The organism is Pedobacter psychrodurus (genome assembly GCF_032678585.1).
Taxonomy (GTDB): Bacteria; Bacteroidota; Bacteroidia; order Sphingobacteriales; family Sphingobacteriaceae; genus Pedobacter; species Pedobacter psychrodurus_A.
In genome coordinates, this window is the sequence record NZ_JAVTSN010000008.1 from 106,506 (window position 1) to 124,643 (window position 18,138).

Here is an 18,138-nt window from a genome sequence, read left to right on the forward strand (position 1 = left end):
TCTATAAGGCCTTTAAAAGCCTTATCCGTTGATTTTTAATTATATTTGTATAGATAATTATAGCGAAATGGAGCCGAAAATCAGGAAAATGGCAATGGTATTCAATCAGGTTAGAATGGAAGATGAAGATGCTTTGGATATAGCTTTTTGGCTCAGTCAAGCCCCTGAAGAGCGCCTTAAGACAGTGACTTCTTTAAGAAAAAGCTATTTTACTTGGTTAAACGGTTCATTTCCTGAAAAAATGGATAGAGTTTTAACGCACAGAAAATTATGATATTTGAACCTGACTTCATAGAGTTTATTGAACTATTAAATAAGCATGAAGTTAAGTATATGATTGTTGGTGCTCATGCTTTAGCATTTCATGGCCGACCTCGGCATACTGGTGATTTAGATATTTGGATTAAGCCAGATCATGAAAACGCTGAAAAAATGATTAATGTGTTAACAGAATTTGGTTTTGCATCCTTAGGATTTAAAAAAGATGATTTCTTAAGAGAGAATTACGTTTCCCAAATTGGCTATCCACCTCTAAGAATTGATATATTAAATGCGATTTCAGGTGTTGAGTTTGATGAAGCTTACGAAAATAAGATAAATGCTGAAATAGACGATCTAGTCACTCCTTTTATTAACGTTCAAGATTTTATTACTAATAAAGTTGCTTCTGGAAGAGTCAAAGATTTAGCTGATATAAAAGAATTACAAAAACGAATACGTAAAAAGAAGTCTTAAGTTATTCCAACTCCCAAACCATTACCTGTCGGTCATCGCCCGTAGAAATGAGGTATTTGCCATCATGGCTCCAGATGATTTTATTGATGGAATGGGTATGGCCAATTCCGGTTTTCTCCAAACTTAATATTTTATAGAGTTTAAAGTTTTCTGCATCCCAAAGTTTAATGCTTTTATCCTGACTGCTGGTAGCGAAATAGGGAAGAGTAGGGTGGAAGGCAATATCGTAAATCGAAAACATATGTGCCGGAACCGTTTCCCTCAGCTCGTAATGAGGCAGGTCCCATATTTTTAACTGGGCATCCCTGCTCCCCGAAATCAGGTATTTGCCAGCAGGATGGTACGCCAATGCAGTCACGGGTAACGAATGTCCTTCTAATGATTGTTTCAGGCTATAATCTGCAAGGTTGTAAATCCTGATCAGATGATCTTTACAGCCAAAAGCTACCTCACTTTCGTTGGGTGCAATGGCAATAGCCCTAACGGTATCGTAAGCTACCTGGAAGCGGTAAATCTCTTTAAAGTCTACAAGCGACCAAACGGCAACCGTACCATCTTCACCAGTGGTTAAAAGCTCATTTTTGCCTTTTACGGTTTGTATGTTGAAAATAGGTTTGGTGTGGGCATTTATTCTGGCAATTACTTTCTGATCCTTAAAATCGTATACATTGAAAGCACCGCTACGCTCTCCGATAAAGAGTTGATTATTATAATAATGCAAGCAATATACCGAGCTTTGTACAGGCATTTTAACCTTCACAAAAGCCATGGTATGTAATGACCATTCAACTACACCCTTATCGTTACCTGCACTAAAAAAAATGTCGTCTTCATCCGAATTGGATAAGGCATATACTGGGTTTTGGTGTCCGGGAAGGGTTTGGCGGTGTTTGAGCATTTCTTGAGGTTTAGGGTTTAGGGTATAGGGTTTAGGGTTAGGCATCTAACACCTTAAACCTTACACCCTTTACCTCAAACCTTATTTGTGTCTTTTCTCTAAATTTTTGGCAATATCCTGAATAGATAAACCTTTTTCTTTTAATAAAAATAAAAGGTGGAAAACAAGATCTGATGCTTCTCCAATTAATTCTTCTTCAGTTTCGGCCAAAGCAGCAATTACGGTTTCCACGCCTTCTTCACCAACTTTTTGGGCTATTTTATTTAGGCCCTTACTACGCATTTTGTTGATATATGATCCCTCAACCGGGTTTTCATATCGATCGTTAATTATGTTTTCGAGTTCGAAAATAAAATTCTGATTGAAGTCTGTTTTAAAACAGCTGCGGCTACCGGTATGGCAGGTTGGACCAACAGCATCAGCTTTGATCAGAATGGTATCATTATCACAATCCACAAAAAGCTCTTTCACATATAAAAAGTTATTGCTGGTTTCACCTTTTGTCCAAAGACGGTTTTTAGAACGCGAAAAGAACGTTACTTTGGCTTCAGCTTGTGTTTTCTCTAGTGCTTCAGCATTCATATAGCCTAGCATCAAAACCTCTAAAGTTTTGTAATCCTGAATAATTACAGGAATTAGACCTTCTGTTTTCTCCCAATCAAGGGAATTGGTATCGATTGTCATTTTATTTTTTTATTTCGGAAAAACAGACTCATGACTAGGGACTGCCAACTCCGGACTTATTTATATTCTTACCGGAATATGATTCCTTTTCAATTCTTGTTTTAAATCTGGAATTAGGATTTCTCCATAATGAAACACGGAGGCGGCAAGTGCGGCATCAACATTGGCCTTTTGAAAAACCTCAGTAAAATGATCCATACTACCTGCCCCACCTGATGCTATGATTGGAATATTGATCATCTGATTTACTTTATTGAGCAATCCGCAATCAAAACCTGCTTTGGTGCCGTCGTGGTCCATCGAAGTTAACAGAATTTCTCCTGCGCCTAAATCTTCTGCCTGTTTAATCCAGGTTTCGGTTTCCAGTTCGGTTATTAATCTTCCTCCGTTTAAGTGAACCATGTTTTTACCATCTACATATTTAGTATCGACTGCCAAAACCACAAACTGAACGCCGAAGGTTTTAGCAAGGTCTTCTATTAGTTTAGGATTTCTAACCGCTGCCGAATTGATGCTGATTTTGTCCGCTCCTGCGTTTAATAATGCTTCTGCATCAGCAATTTCGGTTATTCCGCCACCAATGGTAAAAGGAATGTTCAATTGCCTGGCCACCGATTTTACCATTTCGATCATCGTTTTCCGACGTTCGTGGGTTGCGGTAATATCCAAAAAAACCAATTCGTCGGCACCTTGTTGTGCATATTGGGCAGCCAGCTCAACCGGATCGCCGGCATCGCGTAAATCAACAAAGTTTACGCCTTTTACCGTACGGCCGTCTTTAACGTCTAAACAAGGGATTATTCTTTTACTAAGCCCCCCGCCCCCTACAGGGGGAGATGCAAATTGCTTAGCCTGTATGGCTTCTTTTATCTTTTCCAAAACTGAGTCTAAATTATTGTAAAGTTCAGTATTTTTAAATCTCATTACCCTAATTCCAAATTCCTCGAGAACTTTTTGTCTTTCAATATCATTATTAATAACCTCTGGTTGATCATGGATATTTCCATCTAATTCGATGATTAATTTTGTTTCATGACAGTAAAAGTCAGCGATAAAACATGAAATGGGATGTTGTCTTCTAAATTTTATCCCTAATTGTTTATTACTGATGACTTGCCACAGTAAATTTTCTGCTTCAGTAACATTGTTTCTTAAGCGTTTCGCATTTTCAAAAATTATATTTGATGCACCATAAAACATATTAGGTTCATTAACTTTTAAAAAATCAAAATCATCCTCATTTATTCTGTAAGTCATCTTTTTAATTATGCTATTAGCTCCCCCTTCAGGGGGCTGGGGGGTTAGATACTTGACAACGCCTTCAAATTCCACTCTTTAATTTCTTCGATGGTAATGCGGTCTTCGTAAATTGCTTTTCCAACCACTACACTTCTGATCGGGTATTTGGCCAGGTCGTAAATGTCCTGCATGGAACTTACGCCACCTGAAGCAATCAGTTTGATCATAGGTGAATGTTCAAGTAGTTTTTCATACAGATCGATGGCTGCACCACCTAATTTTCCATCCTTGCTGATATCGGTGCATAAGAAACGGAAAAAACCCAATGAAAGACATTTGTCAACATAATCCATCAGTTTAATCGGCGAGCTTTCCATCCAGCCTGAGTATTTGATTACTTCGTCCAAAACGTCGATTGCAATTACAATGCGGTTGGCGTAATCGTCTTTTTTAGCAAAAGCTTCGCTTAATTGAGGTAAGAAATCAGGATTGGTAATGGCTTGTGTACCTACAATTACACGGTGAATTCCGGCATCAAGCAAATTGGTCACTTGCTCAATGGTTCTGATACCACCGCCATACTGCACTTTCATTTCTGTTTTTTTGATGATTTCGAAAAGTGTTTTCTGATTGCTAAAATCACCTTTAGCTCCGTTTAAATCGATAATATGGATAAAATCTGTACCATTTGAACGGTATTTTTCTATCATTTCAGGGATAGAAACATCATATTCCGTTTTTTGATTATAGTCACCTTCACGAAGACGGACAACTTTTCCATCCAAAATATCAATAGCAGGTATTATGTACATTTTATAAGCTTAAGTTTGAAAAATTTTTTAATACTAGTTCGCCGGCTTTTCCCGATTTTTCGGGGTGGAACTGAACGCCGTAAAAATTGTCTTTTTGTACAGCTGCCGAAAACTTTAAACCATAATCAGCAGATGCGATGTCAAAAGTAGGGTTATATTCAATAAAGTACGAATGCACAAAGTAAAATTGTGTATTATCTTCAACACCTTCAAATAATGAATTGTTTTTTGGGCTTACCGCGTTCCAACCCATATGTGGTATTTTGATATTCAGTGACTTATCAAATTTTTTGGTTTTAACCGGAACAATATTCAACAGTGCTGCATCACCCTCTTCTGAGTGTTCGGTAATCAGCTGCATGCCCACACAGATGCCAAGAACGGGTTTGGTCAGTTTTTTAATGGCTTCAACCAAACCGGTTCCCTTTAGTTTTTCCATCGCAGCGCCTGCGTGGCCAACACCAGGAATGATGATATGGCTATATTTTTCGAGGTCGTTTTCTGTATTTACCATGCCGTAGGTTACGTTTAAGCGATCTAGAGCTGCGGTAAGGGAGAAGATGTTACCTGCTCCGTAATTTATAATTCCAACCATTTTTAGTATCAAGTGTTTAGTGTCAATTTCTTAGTATCGAGAATCAAGACAAAATGTCTATCAAATTTGGGTCGCTAAAATTGCCTTTTATTAGGTTTAATTTTTATAAAATTTGAAAATGAAAGGCAGTTTTTCATGGGTGCTGTAGCCCCGCTATCGCTTATAGTCCTCTCCCGATGAAAAATCGGGCTGCGGGCTATTCCGCTCTATCGGGTTTATTTAACAGCGGACGGGCTTCGAAACCCTCCGCCTTAAACCTTTCAGCCATCTACCTTTCTTACAATAGCCCTTTAGTACTCGGTAATACCATTTTCTCGGCATCACGTTTAATGGCCATTTTAATGGCTTTTGCGAATGCTTTAAAAATAGCCTCAATTTTATGGTGTTCGTTATCGCCTTCTGCCTTCACGTTTAAATTGCATTTTGCAGCATCACTAAACGATTTGAAAAAGTGATAAAACATCTCTGTTGGCATATCGCCAACTTTTTCACGTTTAAATTCAGCATCCCAAACAATCCAGTTTCTTCCGCCAAAATCAATGGCAACCTGTGCCAGGCAATCGTCCATTGGTAAGCAAAAACCATACCTTTCAATGCCCAGTTTATTGCCCAGACCTTTGGCAAATGCCTCGCCAAGGGCAATGCCTGTATCTTCTATGGTGTGGTGCTCATCGATATGTAAATCACCTTTGGCAATTACTTCCAAATCTACACTTCCATGGCGCGCAATCTGATCGAGCATGTGATCGAAAAAGTTTAAACCTGTTTCAATTTTAGCTTTCCCTGTTCCGTCTAAGTCAAGGTTGATGGTAATATCGGTTTCGTTGGTTTTACGTTCGTGGTGGATTTTTCTGCTCCCTGCTTTTAACAGGTTGTAGATGTCTTCCCATTTCCTGGTTTCTAAAATGATAGTGTCTAAAAGCGTTTCGTGTTTGTCTAATGCTTCTGAAGAACCCAGTGCATCATTCTGGCGAAGAAAGATGGCTTTAGCCCCAAGATTTTTAGCTAAAACAACATCGTTCAAACGGTCGCCGATCACGAAAGAGTTTTTCAGATCATAATCTTCGCTGAAATATTTTGTTAACAAAGCAGTACCGGGTTTACGGGTAGGAGCATTGTCTTTCGCAAAAGTTCTGTCAATCACAATCTCGCTAAAATGAACGCCTTCACCCGCAAAGGTATCCAGCATAAAATTGTGGATCGGCCAGAAATTTTCTTCAGGATTTGACAATGTTCCCAGTCCATCCTGGTTGGTTACCATTACCAGTTCATAATCCAGTTCGGCCGCAATTTTCGATAGATAATATAAAGAACGCGGATAAAACTTAAGCTTTGCAAAACTATCTACCTGTTCATCATCAGGCTCAATATTTAACGTACCATCGCGGTCTATAAATAATACTTTTTTCATTTTAAAAATTTTCTAAGACAGTTAATAGTTTGTCATTTTCTTCTTTTGTACCCACCGTAATCCTCAAACATCCTTCGCACAAAGTTACTTTAGAACGGTCGCGTACAATGATACCCTGGTCAACCAAAATGTCGTAAATTTTCAAAGCGTCGGTAACTTCTACAAGGATAAAATTTGCATCGGATGGATACACTTTTGTTACTGCATTTATATCATTTAAAGCAATTGATAAACGCTGTCTTTCTGCAACAGATTCTTTAATCCAATCGTTCACCTGAGCGATGTTTTTTAAGGCTTCAAAAGCTAAATCCTGCGTGGCCTGATTGATGTTATAAGGTGGTTTAATTTTATTTAAAACATCGATCACTTTTGTAGAAGAAAATGCCATGCCCAAACGTAAAGCGGCAAGTCCCCAGGCCTTCGAAAAAGTTTGCAGAACAACCAGGTTTCCGTACTCGGTTAACTCCTGAATAAAGGTCTTCTGACGGGCATAATTAATGTAGGCTTCATCCACTACAACGATGCCATTAAAGTTGGCTAAAATGGTTTCAATATCTTCGCGGTTTATCGAATTTCCTGTTGGATTATTTGGCGAACAAATGAAGATTAATTTCGTGTTTTTATCAATCGTTTCTGCGATCTTTTCCATATCCAGTTGGAAGTTCGGAAGCAGGCTTACTTTGCGTATTTCTACATCATTTATGTTGGCCGAAACTTCGTACATTCCATATGTTGGTGGCAGCACGATTACGTTGTCTTTTCCAGGGTTACAAAAAGCGCGGAACAATAAATCTATTGCTTCGTCGCTGCCGTTTCCTAAAAAAGTATTCTCAATGGGTACGCCTTTTATTTTGCTGATCGCATCTTTTAAATCGAGCTGCAATGGATCAGGATAACGGTTGTAATTTGCCGGAAGTGGCGAGCCATAACTGTTCTCGTTTGCATCCAAAAAAACAGATGCCTGACCTTTAAATTCGTCCCTTGCAGTAGAGTAGGGGCGAAGGTTTTTTATATTTTCTCTTACTAAATCGTTAATGTCCATTTTTGATGGTTTCTTGGTTCAATAGTTCATTGTATCATTGGTTGCCACCGCCGATATATTATTATGTTCTTTCTCTCCGGTTTGATTACACAGATTAAGTGATTACACCGATGGTTTTTCCCTTTGGCTTTATTTTATGCAGTTTCATCTCCGGACTCCAAACTTCCGACTCCAGACTCAAAACTTAATCTAATACTAACTGCATTTTTATGTGCATCCAGGCCTTCTGCTGCTGCGAGGATTTCAACCGTGTTCCCAATGTTGTTTAAGCCTTCGCGGGACAAATGCTGAAAGGTGATCTTTTTCAGAAAAGCATCAGTAGATACACCCGAATATGCCTTTGCAAAGCCGCTGGTTGGTAAAGTATGGTTGGTTCCGGAGGCATAATCGCCAACACTTTCGGGCGTATGGTTGCCTAAAAATACTGATCCAGCATTGATGATCAATGGGATAAGGCTTTGGAAACGCTCAGTGGCCAATATTAAATGCTCAGGTGCATATTCATTCGAAAATTGCATGGCTTGCTCCAGATCATCACTTAAAACAACATAAGAATTGGCTATTGCTTTGGCCGCAATATCCTTTCTCGGTAGCATAATCAGCTGTTTTTCAATTTCTTTTAAGGTCTCAGCGATGATTTGTTCAGAAGTAGCCACTAAAATGGCCTGACTATCAGTTCCATGTTCTGCCTGTGCAAGTAAATCTGCAGCAATAAATGACGGATTGGCAGTATCATCAGCAATAACCAGAACCTCAGAAGGGCCTGCAGGCATATCGATGGCCACTTTGTTTTGAAACATTGTTTTTGCTGTGGTTACGTAGCGGTTACCAGGGCCAAAAATCTTGTATACCTGTGGTACGCTTTCAGTTCCGAAAGCCATTGCTGCAACAGCTTGGGCGCCGCCAATCAGGAATACTTTTTCGATACCCAATAGTACCGCGCAGTAGGCCAGATAACAATTGGTTTTGCCATCACTCTGTGGGGGAGAGCACACTACAATTTCTTTACAGCCTGCGATGATTGCAGGCGTAGCAAGCATTAAAAAAGTGCTCGGTAAAACCGCGGTTCCGCCGGGGATATAAAGGCCAACTTTTTCAATGGCCCTCGATTCGCGCCAGCATACAACGCCTGGCATCGTTTCAATTCTACCTTCTGTTTTTAACTGCGATTGGTGAAAAGTTTTAATGTTTTGATAAGCGGTATCAATTGCTTTTTTTGCCGCTGCCGGAATAGTAGATGCAATTGCTTTTAATTCTTCTGCATCTAAAAACAACTGCGCTAAATCAACTTTATCAAATGCTTTTGCGAAGTTGAAAAGCGCCTGGTCGCCATCTTTTTTTACCGTGTTGATGATGTCGGCTACCCTTTCTTCAATCAGTTTATCGTCTTCAATCTGCCTTGAACACAGTTCTTCAATTTTTGATTTAGATAAATCTGTATAATTGTAGATTTTCAATGTTTTATAATTTTAAATTAACTAATAGTTAATGTGAATTTAAACGATTTTACTTGATTATTTTCTCAATTGGCATCACCAAAATGCCTTCGGCGCCTGCTGCTTTTAAACTGTTTATTTTATCCCAGAAATCTTCCTCGGCAATTACAGAGTGAACGGCAACCCAGTTCGGTTCGAAGAGTGGAACCACCGTTGGGCTCTTCACGCCTGGAAGTAAATTAACTACTTTTTGAAGGTTATCTTTCGATACGTTTAATACCACGTATTTATTGGATTTTGCGCTGAGTACTGATCGGATGCGTTGAAGCAATTCGGCAACTTCAGGGTTGTCTGCTATCGATTTGTTTCCGATTAAAACAGCTTCAGATTGCATCACATCGGCGAATGGTTTTAGGCCATTGCTCTTTAATGTTCCGCCTGTTGATACGATATCAAAAATGGCGTCGCTTAAGCCTAAACCCGGACCAATTTCTACCGATCCTGAAATCGTTCTGATATCAGATTTTATCCCTTTTTCCTGTAAGAATTTTTCGAGGATTACTGGATAAGAAGTGGCGATGGCTTTACCATTTAATTCATCCAGGTTCTGGATATTACTAGATGCCTGAACGGCGATTTTTAAGGTGCATTTTCCAAAGCCTAATTTTTGTAGATAATCTACCTCGGCTTTGGTTTCTACAATTACATTTTCGCCAACGATACCCAGGTCGGCAATGCCATCCTGTACATATTCTGGAATATCATCATCACGTAGGAAAAGAATTTCTAAAGGGAAATTGGTAACAGTGGAGATGAGGGAACTTTTGTAGTTTTCGAAAGATAAACCACAGTTTTTAAGTATTTCTACAGATTTTTCGTTTAACCTACCCGACTTCTGGATAGCGATTTTAAGTGTTTTCAAAGTATTGAATATAGAGTGAACAGGAAATTATTTTACGGAAAAAAGTTTTGAAGTACAAAACAAACATATCATATCGCCTATCGGCGATGGTGTAGATGTAAGTGATGGTTCAAAGTTAAATTCATAAATTATTTCTGCCAGTATCAATACGTTAGCTGATAAGCGCTGGCAAATATAGTGTTTGAAATGGTAAAACAAAAAATAATGGCACTTAATTTGCCATTATGCTGTTTTTATTGCCAATAACCCTTATTTTGTATTAAAATTTTACTCCTTTGAAAAAGTTTCGCTTTCTAATTCTGCCCGTAATTTTGTTCATTTCTGCCTGTGGATGGTTTAAAAGCCCACCCGAGATCGGAAAAGTACTGTCTGAACACTTTAAGAACAAAATCTATAAAGATTTCGACACTGTAGCTTACGACAGCATTTTTGTAAAAACAATGGACAGTCTTTCGGGTAAATTCGTTAATCCGAAAACTATTAAAACATTTTATGCGCATCATTATGCTGAACCTAAATTGGTTACGCAATTTTATATCAATGGGCAATTGGATTCGTTGGTAGGCTATTTGGAGCAGAGCACAGTGCATGGATTAAACCCAAAGCTTTTTAAGGGTGATGAGATTAAAGCTTTGTTGGAAGAATTAACTGCCAATAAATTTAAAAAAGTAGAAGAGAGTTATCCCGTAATTGCCAAACTGGAGCTGTTATCTGTAAATGCCTATTTAAACTATAACAATTACCTTAAATATGGCGTGGTAAATCCCCGCACTATTTTTTCTCGCTATTATATTAAAGTGAGGCGTCCGGATAGCGCAGGGATGAACAATCTTTTGAACAGTAAAAGCCTTGTAGATACCTTAAGATCCGTACAGCCAAATTCACTTCAATATAAAGCTTTGCAGGCGGCATATTTAGCTGCGAATACGGATGATGAAAAACGGATTTTGCTGTTGAATATGGAGCGCTTCCGCTGGAAAATGCCGGAGACCGGAGATAATTATGTACAGGTAAATATTCCTGATTTTAGGTTGACCTGGTTAGATAATTTAGATACTGTAATATCGATGAAAGTTTGTGTAGGTGGCAAGCGCGAAAATGGTTATGAAGACAAGTTAAAAGCCTTTGCAAAATCGGGCAATTTAGACGATAAACCGAAGAACCACGAAACACCTTTGTTGTTCAGTAAAATCAATTCGATTCAGGCCAATCCCATCTGGAATATTCCGGTAAGTATTGCACAAAGTGAAATCTATTGGATGGCGCGAAAAGATCCTTTTTATTTATCGAATAGCAACATCAAAGTGTACTATAAAGATAAGCTTATCGGGGAGCCTGATACGATCAATTGGAACAAGTATTCGAGAGATAAATTACCCTTCAAATTTAAGCAGGGTTCGGGTGGTGGAAATGCATTAGGGAAGTTCAAATTTATTTTCGATAACAGCTCGAGTATTTATCTGCATGATACCAATAACAAGAATGGATTTAACCTTACCAACCGTGCCATTAGTCATGGTTGTGTACGCATAGAAAAGCCACTAGAATTTGCCGAACTTTTAGTGAAAGATGCTTATACTTATGATAAGCTTAGGGCGGAGGTTGATTTGCCGCCGATTGATAGCACGCATGTAAAATGGTATAAAAAACGGATGGCACAAAAGGCAGATACCACTAAAGCTTTTCAATTGAAACCAGCCTGGTTCGGGCCCAAAAAAGCTGTACCATTAATTATCACTTATATTACGGCCTGGTCGCAAAATGATAGGATAGAATACAGACCTGATGTGTATGGTATGGATGAAAAACTTTGGACAGCAATGAAAAAGTTTAGATAGAATTTAGTCAAGTGTTTCGATCTTCTTCATTAAAAAAGGTAACTTTGTGTTGTTTTAACACAAATTATAGGATGATCGATCAAAATATCAAAATTGCTGTTGATGCCATTGTTTTTGGCTACGAAAAAGGAACGCTTTATGTGTTAGCGGTTCAACAGCGATTTGGCAAACTGGCCGATAGATGGGTTTTACCCGGAGGATTTATTTTAAATGACGAACCCCTGCTTACAGCAGTTGAACGCGAACTTAAAGAGGAGGCTGGTATTACCGTAAATTATCTTGAGCAGCTAGGTACTTTTGGTGATGATATCAATCGTGATGAAAGATTTAGGGTAATTTCTGTTGCATATTTTGCTTTGGTTAATCCTAAAAACTTTGTGCTGAAGGCCGATACAGATGCGAAAGATGCAAAATGGTTTCCGGTTGCTCAAATTCCGGAATTGGGCTATGATCATAATGAAATGCTTGATATGGCCCATCAACGTTTAAAAAGTAAACTCACTTATCAACCGATCGGTTTTGATCTGTTGGATCAGGAATTTCTGTTTTCGGATTTGGAGAATCTTTATTGCTCCATTTTAGAAAGAGATATCGACCGACGAAATTTTAGAAAAAAAATTCTAAGTTTTGGAATTGTTACAGAGACTGATAAAGTAGTAAAAATGGGCGCTAGCGGTCGACCTGGTAAACTTTTTACCTTCAATAAGCCGAAATATAATCAGTTGGTGAAGGAAAATTTTCAATTCGATATTAGGTTTGCGTAAAATAAACACAAATTATTCTTTGTATTCTAAAAATGATTTTTATATTTGTGTAAATAATACGCAAATATATGTTAAATCTAAATCCAAGTTTTACTCCGCTAGGCGAAAATAACTTAATCGAATACAAATCTTTCTTATTTGCAGGTGGCGAACCACACATTAAAATTTCGAATAATCTTGATGTTGCTGCTCCGGTTACCATTACGCAAAGAATAAATTCCTTTAATGATTTAGGCATGATCTGCATTACGGTTGATGCCTTGAGAAGAATGGGCGTAAAGGAAATCAATCTTTTTATTCCCTATTTTCCTGCAGCAAGGCAAGACAGGGTGATGATACCTGGCGAACCTTTATCCGTAAAAGTTTATGCTGATATCATTAATGCCATGGCTTTGGCAAGTGTTACGGTTTTCGATCCACACAGCGAAGTAACACCAGCCTTACTCAACAACTGTGTAACGGTTTCGAACCATGACTTTATCAAGCAAGTAATTGCAAATATTGGAACTGATGTCAAACTCATTTCTCCTGATGGGGGTGCCTTAAAGAAAATTTATAAAGTGTCTGAGTTTTTAGGTGGTGCTGAAGTGGTAGAATGCTCAAAAAGCAGGGATGTAAAAACAGGAAAACTTTCAGGATTTAAGGTGTATGCGGAGGATCTAAAAGGTGCAGATTGCCTGATTGTAGATGATATCTGCGACGGTGGCGGCACATTTATCGGTCTGGCCGAGGCACTTAAAGCCAAAAATGCAGGAAAACTTTATTTGGCTATCAGTCATGGCATATTTAGTAAAGGTTTTGATGACCTGGCTAAATATTTTGAACAGATCTTCACTACCGATTCTATCAAAGAAGTTGATCATGAAGGGGTAACACAGATCAAATTGGCAGATATTTTATAAAATTAAGATGAAAACGATACTTCCCCCACAGGTTATTACCCCATCTGATGTTTCCGTATTTCTAGCCGGAACCATTGATATGGGCAATTCGATTGATTGGCAACAAAAATTTATCAATAAGGCAAACAGCGAAGAAACATTAGGTGATGTAATTGCTTTCAATCCACGGAGGGCATCCTGGGATCATAGTTGGACACAGACCATTGAACATGTACAATTCAGCGAGCAGGTGAACTGGGAGTTGGATGCGATGGAAAATGCTGATGTGATTTTATTGTTCCTTGAAGCGAATTCCAAATCTCCCATTTCGATGATGGAGTTGGGATTGTTTGCTGATTCTGGCAAATTAATGGTGTGTTGTGAAGAGGGGTTTTGGAGAAAAGGGAATATCGATATTGTTTGCCAAAGGAAAGGCATCGATCAGTATCAGACATTTAATGAACTTGTTGTTGCAGTAATTGCTAAGCTTAAAAAGTTGGCTAATATTAAATAAAGTCAAAACAGATGAGAACCACATTTATCCATAGTGCAATATTCGGTCTGGTAGTTGGCGATGCATTGGGAGTACCCGTAGAATTTAAGATCAGGGATTTTTTAAAACGGTTTCCGGTAACAGATATGTTGGCCTATGGTGTTCATCATCAGCCGCTAGGTACCTGGAGTGATGATAGCTCACTTACCTTTTGTTTAGCAGAAAGTCTTTGTAATGGTTATAATTTAAATGATATCTCCCAGAAATTTCTTCAATGGTTTAATGCTGAAATTTGGACTCCCCATGGAAAAGTTTTCGACATTGGTATAGCGACAGCTGAAGCCATCAAAATGGTAGCGCATGGAGCTGATCCGGTTTTATGTGGTGGTGCGTCTGAAATGGATAATGGAAATGGATCATTAATGCGGATCTTGCCCCTGTTGTTTTATTTACGTGAGGAAAACGATTTAAAAGTTATTTTTCAGCGGGTCAAAGAAGTTTCGTCCATAACCCATGCACATTTCCGCTCTGTTTTTGCCTGTTTTATCTACGTCGTTTATGGTTTGGAGCTGATAAAAGAAAAAGATAAAAAAGAAGCTTACTTTAATATGCAGTTTAAGCTTAAAAACTTTGTCGCGGATCATGACTTTGAACAAAGGGAAATTGATCTGTTTCAAAGAGTTTTGATAAATGATATCTCGACAGTTCCAGAAAACGAGATTTATTCTTCTGGTTATGTGTTGCACAGCCTTGAAGCCAGTTTATGGTGTATCCTCACTACCGGAACTTACGAGGCTACGGTTTTAAAGGCAATTAATCTTGGTGACGATACCGATACAACTGGGGCAATTACAGGCGGTTTAGCAGGTTTGATTTATGGTTTTGAATCTATTTCTGAAAAATGGCTGAATGCAATCGTTAAGAAAAATGAAATTGAAGAACTCTGTGAAAAAATGAATCGTATTTATGAAAAAGCAGAAATATAATATTGCAGATATAAAAGAAAGTAATGGATTCCTGTTTTTTTGGGGACATCAGTCTCCGAAAAATGGAGTGCTTTCTAAAGCCTGTTTAAGTCAATGGTGGCCATCTCCATTTATTGAAAATGAAATCATCTATCAAACAGCTGAACACTACATGATGGGGAAAAAGGCCTTTTTGTTTAATGATCAGGATATCTTTGAAAAAATAGTAACAAAAGAATCTCCTGAGGATGTAAAAGACCTGGGCAGACAGATAAGAAACTTTGATGCCGCAAAATGGGATCTTCATAAATATGAAATTGTAAAACAGGGAAACTGGCTTAAGTTTTCTCAAAATGAAGTATTGAAATCGTTCCTTTTACAAACCAAAAGTAAAATCCTTGTAGAAGCGAGTTCGGTTGATGCCATTTGGGGAATCGGTTTGGCAGAGGATAATCCAAATGCTTCAATTCCTGAAAATTGGAAAGGTTTAAACCTCTTGGGATTTGCATTGATGGAAGTGAGGGATGAATTAAAGTTTAATATATGAAAACGATAAAATTGTTTAGGCCGGTTGGATTAAAGGAAATGGAACTCATTGCTGAAAATGGCTTTAAAGCTTTTCCTCCGCGATTAGCCTGGCAACCTATTTTTTATCCAGTAATGAACCAGGAATATGCAGAACAAATTGCTCTGGAATGGAATACCAATGATGAATTTTCTGGTTTTATTGGTGTCGTAACGGCTTTTGAAGTAAATGAGGAGTATTTGAAGAAGTATGAAGTTCAAAATGTAGGTGGGTTAGTGCATAACGAACTTTGGATTCCGGCAGAGGAGCTGATCGATTTTAACAGCAACATCATTGGTACAATAGCAATCGTTAATGCTTATTTCACTAATCGATCTGCAAAAACGGAAAACCTGGTGTTAAGAAGTAAATTAGAAGAATTTAAAAAATGATTTTAGAACTAATCAAAGCCGATATAACAACAATTAAAGCCGATGCCATTGTAAATGCTGCTAACAGTTCGTTGCTGGGTGGCGGTGGGGTAGACGGTGCCATTCACAGAAAGGGTGGCAAAGCCATTTTAAAAGCTTGCATTGAAATCAGAAATAGACAGGGTAAATGCAAAACAGGTGAGGCCGTGATTACCACTGCAGGAAATCTACCATCAAAATATGTAATCCATACCGTTGGCCCCGTGTGGAATGGCGATAGTGAAGAAAAAAATACGCTGCTTGCAAATTGTTACCGCAACAGTTTAAAACTCGCAATAGAAAACGATGTTAAGGTTTTGGCTTTCCCAAACATCAGCACAGGGATTTATCATTTCCCAAAAGATAAGGCAGCAGATATCGCCATCGCCTCAGTAAATAGTTTCACTGAAAAAGAAAAAATAGAAAAGGTAATCTTTGTATGTTTCGACGAGGAAAATTATCAGATCTATGAAGAGAGACTCAATCTACAATAAGATGAGTCAATAATAAATTACAAAATGAAATTAACAGTAAAAAAATATAAAGAACAAGTAATAGAATGGCCAAAATCAGGATGCCATATTATGGCCCAATATGATGATGAAAAAATAATTGTTTATCAGGCCTACCGAAAAGAAATAGGTGAATTTGCAGTCAATAACCAATACTTTGGTGGCCAATTCAGTTTAAGCAGAATGACCTGGATAAAACCTAATTTTTTATGGATGATGTACAGAAGCGGCTGGGGAACAAAAGAAGGACAGGAGGTTAGTTTAGCCATACACCTTAAAATCTCCGCATTCCGTAATTATCTGCTAAATGCAGTTTACACATCATATGATCAAACCGAAGGCATTTCTCATGATGAATGGAGAAGTGAGCTGGAAAATTCCAGCATCAGGTTGCAATGGGACCCGGATCACGATCCTAATGGCGTAAAACAAGAAAGAAAGGCAATCCAGATCGGATTGAAGGATAATTTTATCAAATCATTTGCACAAGATGATATTTTATTCATTGAAGATATTAGTCAATTTGTAAAAGAGCAGTATGAATTTGTTAAAAACGGTCAATTGGAAAATTTAAGCACTCCTGCAGAAAAATCTTTTGTGTTTGATGATGAAATGTTGAATAGAAAATTGAAAATCATAACTGAATACGCTCATGGACAATAAAATAACAAAAGGCATCAGTAAGCTGCTCAGCTATATTTTGAGGCATTCGCCTGAAACTATAGGCTTAAAGCTTGACGAGAATGGTTGGGCAGATGTAGATGAGCTGATTGCCAAATTTGACCTTTATGAAAGACGAATAGATTTTGAATTGCTTGATTACATTGTTGAAAATAACGACAAAAAGAGATTTGCCTTCAACGAAGGTAAAACCAGGATCAGGGCAAGCCAGGGGCATTCCATTTCAATAGAATTAAACCTTAATGAAGCAGAGCCACTAGAATACCTCTATCATGGTACAGTGGAAAAGTTCCTATCGGATATTAAAGCTCAGGGACTACAAAAGATGAGCAGGCAACACGTGCATTTAAGTGCCGACCGGGAGACAGCAAATAAAGTAGGCAGCAGGAGGGGGAAACCCATTATCCTCACCATTAATAGCGGCGCAATGCACAGGGCTGGATATAAATTTTATTTATCAGACAACAATGTGTGGCTTACAGATGTTGTGCCTGCTGAGTTTATAACGTTTTAAAATGGACAGAACATTAGTAATTGGTGATATACACGGGGGATTAAGCGGTTTAATTCAATTATTTGAACGTGCAGAAATATCAACAGGAGATAAACTGATTTTTCTGGGCGATTATGTAGATGGCTGGAGCGAATCGGCACAGGTAATCGATTACCTCATGCAATTGGAAAAAAGTCATCAATGCATCTTTATCAAAGGCAATCACGATGCCTGGTGTATCGATTGGCTCGAAAAAGGAATCATAGATGAGGTTTGGTTTGTACACGGGGGTAAATTAACCATCGAGAGTTATAAAGGTATGTCTGATCAGATGAAACAGGAACATTTAAGTTTCTTTAAACGGATGAAAGATTATTACGTAGACGAGGATAACAACCTCTTTATCCACGCTGGGTTTTCTTCCATGCACGGTCCTGCAAAAGAACGTTATTCGTCTAATTATTCGTGGGACAGGACACTTTGGGAAATGGCATTGACGATGGATAACCGGATTAAAAAGGACTCAGCAATTTATCCTAAACGTTTATTGCTTTATCACGAAATCTACATTGGCCATACACCAACACTTTATTACCATGTTGATGTACCTATGCAGGGCTGTAATGTTTGGAATATTGATACCGGCGCTGCATTTACCGGAAAATTAAGCTGTTTGGATATCAAAACAAAGGCATTTTGGCAAAGTGATACTCTACAAAGCTTTTATCCGAACGAAAGAGGAAGAAATAACATTTAACTATA

The 18,138-nt window shown here is 38.2% G+C and carries 22 protein-coding genes and 1 pseudogene; 13 read left to right on the plus strand and 10 right to left on the minus strand.

Going from position 1 to position 18,138, the window contains the following annotated elements; genetic code table 11:
* Positions 1–115 precede the first annotated feature (115 nt).
* Entirely contained in the window at positions 116–274 is a 159-nt protein-coding gene (locus tag R2S57_RS07545; protein ID WP_316844435.1) for a hypothetical protein, read from the plus strand.
* Positions 271–735 (plus strand): nucleotidyltransferase, encoded by a 465-nt coding sequence (locus tag R2S57_RS07550; protein WP_316844436.1) that lies wholly within the window; start codon positions 271–273, stop codon positions 733–735. Before R2S57_RS07545 ends, R2S57_RS07550 begins: the two co-directional genes overlap by 4 nt.
* A 1-nt stretch (position 736) precedes the next feature.
* Here R2S57_RS07550 and R2S57_RS07555 read toward each other — a convergent pair whose 3' ends face one another.
* The 10 genes and pseudogenes from R2S57_RS07555 to hisG all read right to left on the minus strand — a co-directional run bounded on the left by R2S57_RS07555 (position 737) and on the right by hisG (position 9,774).
* Complete coding sequence (locus tag R2S57_RS07555) at positions 737–1,678, minus strand: WD40 repeat domain-containing protein (protein ID WP_316844437.1); 942 nt, start codon at positions 1,676–1,678, stop codon at positions 737–739.
* Positions 1,679–1,714: 36 nt separating this feature from the next.
* Positions 1,715–2,317 carry a bifunctional phosphoribosyl-AMP cyclohydrolase/phosphoribosyl-ATP diphosphatase HisIE gene (gene hisIE / locus R2S57_RS07560; RefSeq protein WP_316844438.1) on the minus strand — a complete coding sequence of 201 codons (603 nt, stop codon included), beginning with the start codon at positions 2,315–2,317 and terminating at the stop codon, positions 1,715–1,717.
* Positions 2,318–2,377: 60 nt separating this feature from the next.
* On the minus strand, positions 2,378–3,175 hold the full coding sequence (gene hisF, locus R2S57_RS07565) for an imidazole glycerol phosphate synthase subunit HisF (RefSeq protein WP_316844485.1): 798 nt from the start codon (positions 3,173–3,175) through the stop codon (positions 2,378–2,380).
* A 9-nt stretch (positions 3,176–3,184) separates the two neighbouring features.
* A pseudogene (locus R2S57_RS07570) lies at positions 3,185–3,574 on the minus strand (endonuclease domain-containing protein); the annotation flags it as partial.
* A gap of 44 nt (positions 3,575–3,618) precedes the next feature.
* Positions 3,619–4,368, minus strand: coding sequence for a 1-(5-phosphoribosyl)-5-[(5-phosphoribosylamino)methylideneamino]imidazole-4-carboxamide isomerase (hisA, locus tag R2S57_RS07575; RefSeq protein ID WP_131533044.1), 750 nt, complete (start codon positions 4,366–4,368; stop codon positions 3,619–3,621).
* 1 nt (position 4,369) lies between these two features.
* Positions 4,370–4,963 carry an imidazole glycerol phosphate synthase subunit HisH gene (gene hisH / locus R2S57_RS07580; RefSeq protein ID WP_316844439.1) on the minus strand — a complete coding sequence of 198 codons (594 nt, stop codon included), beginning with the start codon at positions 4,961–4,963 and terminating at the stop codon, positions 4,370–4,372.
* 277 nt (positions 4,964–5,240) lie between these two features.
* A complete protein-coding gene (gene hisB, locus R2S57_RS07585) occupies positions 5,241–6,374 on the minus strand; it encodes a bifunctional histidinol-phosphatase/imidazoleglycerol-phosphate dehydratase HisB (protein ID WP_316844440.1) in 1,134 nt (377 codons plus the stop codon).
* A 1-nt stretch (position 6,375) separates the two neighbouring features.
* Entirely contained in the window at positions 6,376–7,416 is a 1,041-nt protein-coding gene (hisC, locus tag R2S57_RS07590) for a histidinol-phosphate transaminase (protein WP_316844441.1), read from the minus strand.
* Between the two features lie 134 nt (positions 7,417–7,550).
* Positions 7,551–8,873, minus strand: a complete 1,323-nt coding sequence (hisD, locus tag R2S57_RS07595) for a histidinol dehydrogenase (RefSeq protein WP_316844442.1) — start codon at positions 8,871–8,873, stop codon at positions 7,551–7,553.
* 49 nt (positions 8,874–8,922) lie between these two features.
* A complete protein-coding gene (gene hisG, locus R2S57_RS07600; protein ID WP_316844443.1) occupies positions 8,923–9,774 on the minus strand; it encodes an ATP phosphoribosyltransferase in 852 nt (283 codons plus the stop codon).
* Between the two features lie 275 nt (positions 9,775–10,049).
* On the opposite strand from hisG, the gene R2S57_RS07605 reads away from it, so the two are divergent.
* The 11 genes from R2S57_RS07605 to R2S57_RS07655 all read left to right on the plus strand — a co-directional run bounded on the left by R2S57_RS07605 (position 10,050) and on the right by R2S57_RS07655 (position 18,133).
* A complete protein-coding gene (locus tag R2S57_RS07605) occupies positions 10,050–11,612 on the plus strand; it encodes a L,D-transpeptidase family protein (protein ID WP_316844444.1) in 1,563 nt (520 codons plus the stop codon).
* A 71-nt stretch (positions 11,613–11,683) separates the two neighbouring features.
* Positions 11,684–12,376: an NUDIX hydrolase gene (locus R2S57_RS07610; protein WP_316844445.1), complete on the plus strand. Its 693-nt coding sequence runs from the start codon at positions 11,684–11,686 to the stop codon at positions 12,374–12,376.
* A 68-nt stretch (positions 12,377–12,444) separates the two neighbouring features.
* Positions 12,445–13,278 (plus strand): ribose-phosphate diphosphokinase, encoded by an 834-nt coding sequence (prs, locus tag R2S57_RS07615; RefSeq protein WP_316844446.1) that lies wholly within the window; start codon positions 12,445–12,447, stop codon positions 13,276–13,278.
* A 7-nt stretch (positions 13,279–13,285) separates the two neighbouring features.
* Complete coding sequence (locus R2S57_RS07620) at positions 13,286–13,771, plus strand: nucleoside 2-deoxyribosyltransferase domain-containing protein (RefSeq protein WP_316844447.1); 486 nt, start codon at positions 13,286–13,288, stop codon at positions 13,769–13,771.
* A gap of 11 nt (positions 13,772–13,782) precedes the next feature.
* Positions 13,783–14,736, plus strand: coding sequence for an ADP-ribosylglycohydrolase family protein (locus tag R2S57_RS07625; RefSeq protein WP_316844448.1), 954 nt, complete (start codon positions 13,783–13,785; stop codon positions 14,734–14,736).
* The gene (locus R2S57_RS07630; protein WP_316844449.1) at positions 14,717–15,262 is read left to right on the plus strand and encodes an NADAR family protein; all 546 of its coding nucleotides are present in this window, start codon (positions 14,717–14,719) and stop codon (positions 15,260–15,262) included. The genes R2S57_RS07625 and R2S57_RS07630 overlap by 20 nt, the downstream gene beginning before the upstream one ends.
* Positions 15,259–15,672, plus strand: coding sequence for a hypothetical protein (locus R2S57_RS07635; protein WP_316844450.1), 414 nt, complete (start codon positions 15,259–15,261; stop codon positions 15,670–15,672). The genes R2S57_RS07630 and R2S57_RS07635 overlap by 4 nt, the downstream gene beginning before the upstream one ends.
* Complete coding sequence (locus R2S57_RS07640) at positions 15,669–16,184, plus strand: O-acetyl-ADP-ribose deacetylase (RefSeq protein WP_316844451.1); 516 nt, start codon at positions 15,669–15,671, stop codon at positions 16,182–16,184. The genes R2S57_RS07635 and R2S57_RS07640 overlap by 4 nt, the downstream gene beginning before the upstream one ends.
* Before the next feature lie 24 nt (positions 16,185–16,208).
* On the plus strand, positions 16,209–16,865 hold the full coding sequence (locus R2S57_RS07645; protein WP_316844452.1) for a DUF4291 domain-containing protein: 657 nt from the start codon (positions 16,209–16,211) through the stop codon (positions 16,863–16,865).
* On the plus strand, positions 16,855–17,397 hold the full coding sequence (locus tag R2S57_RS07650) for an RNA 2'-phosphotransferase (RefSeq protein ID WP_316844453.1): 543 nt from the start codon (positions 16,855–16,857) through the stop codon (positions 17,395–17,397). Before R2S57_RS07645 ends, R2S57_RS07650 begins: the two co-directional genes overlap by 11 nt.
* Position 17,398: 1 nt before the next feature.
* Positions 17,399–18,133, plus strand: coding sequence for a metallophosphoesterase family protein (locus R2S57_RS07655; protein ID WP_316844454.1), 735 nt, complete (start codon positions 17,399–17,401; stop codon positions 18,131–18,133).
* The last annotated feature ends 5 nt before the right edge of the window (positions 18,134–18,138 follow it).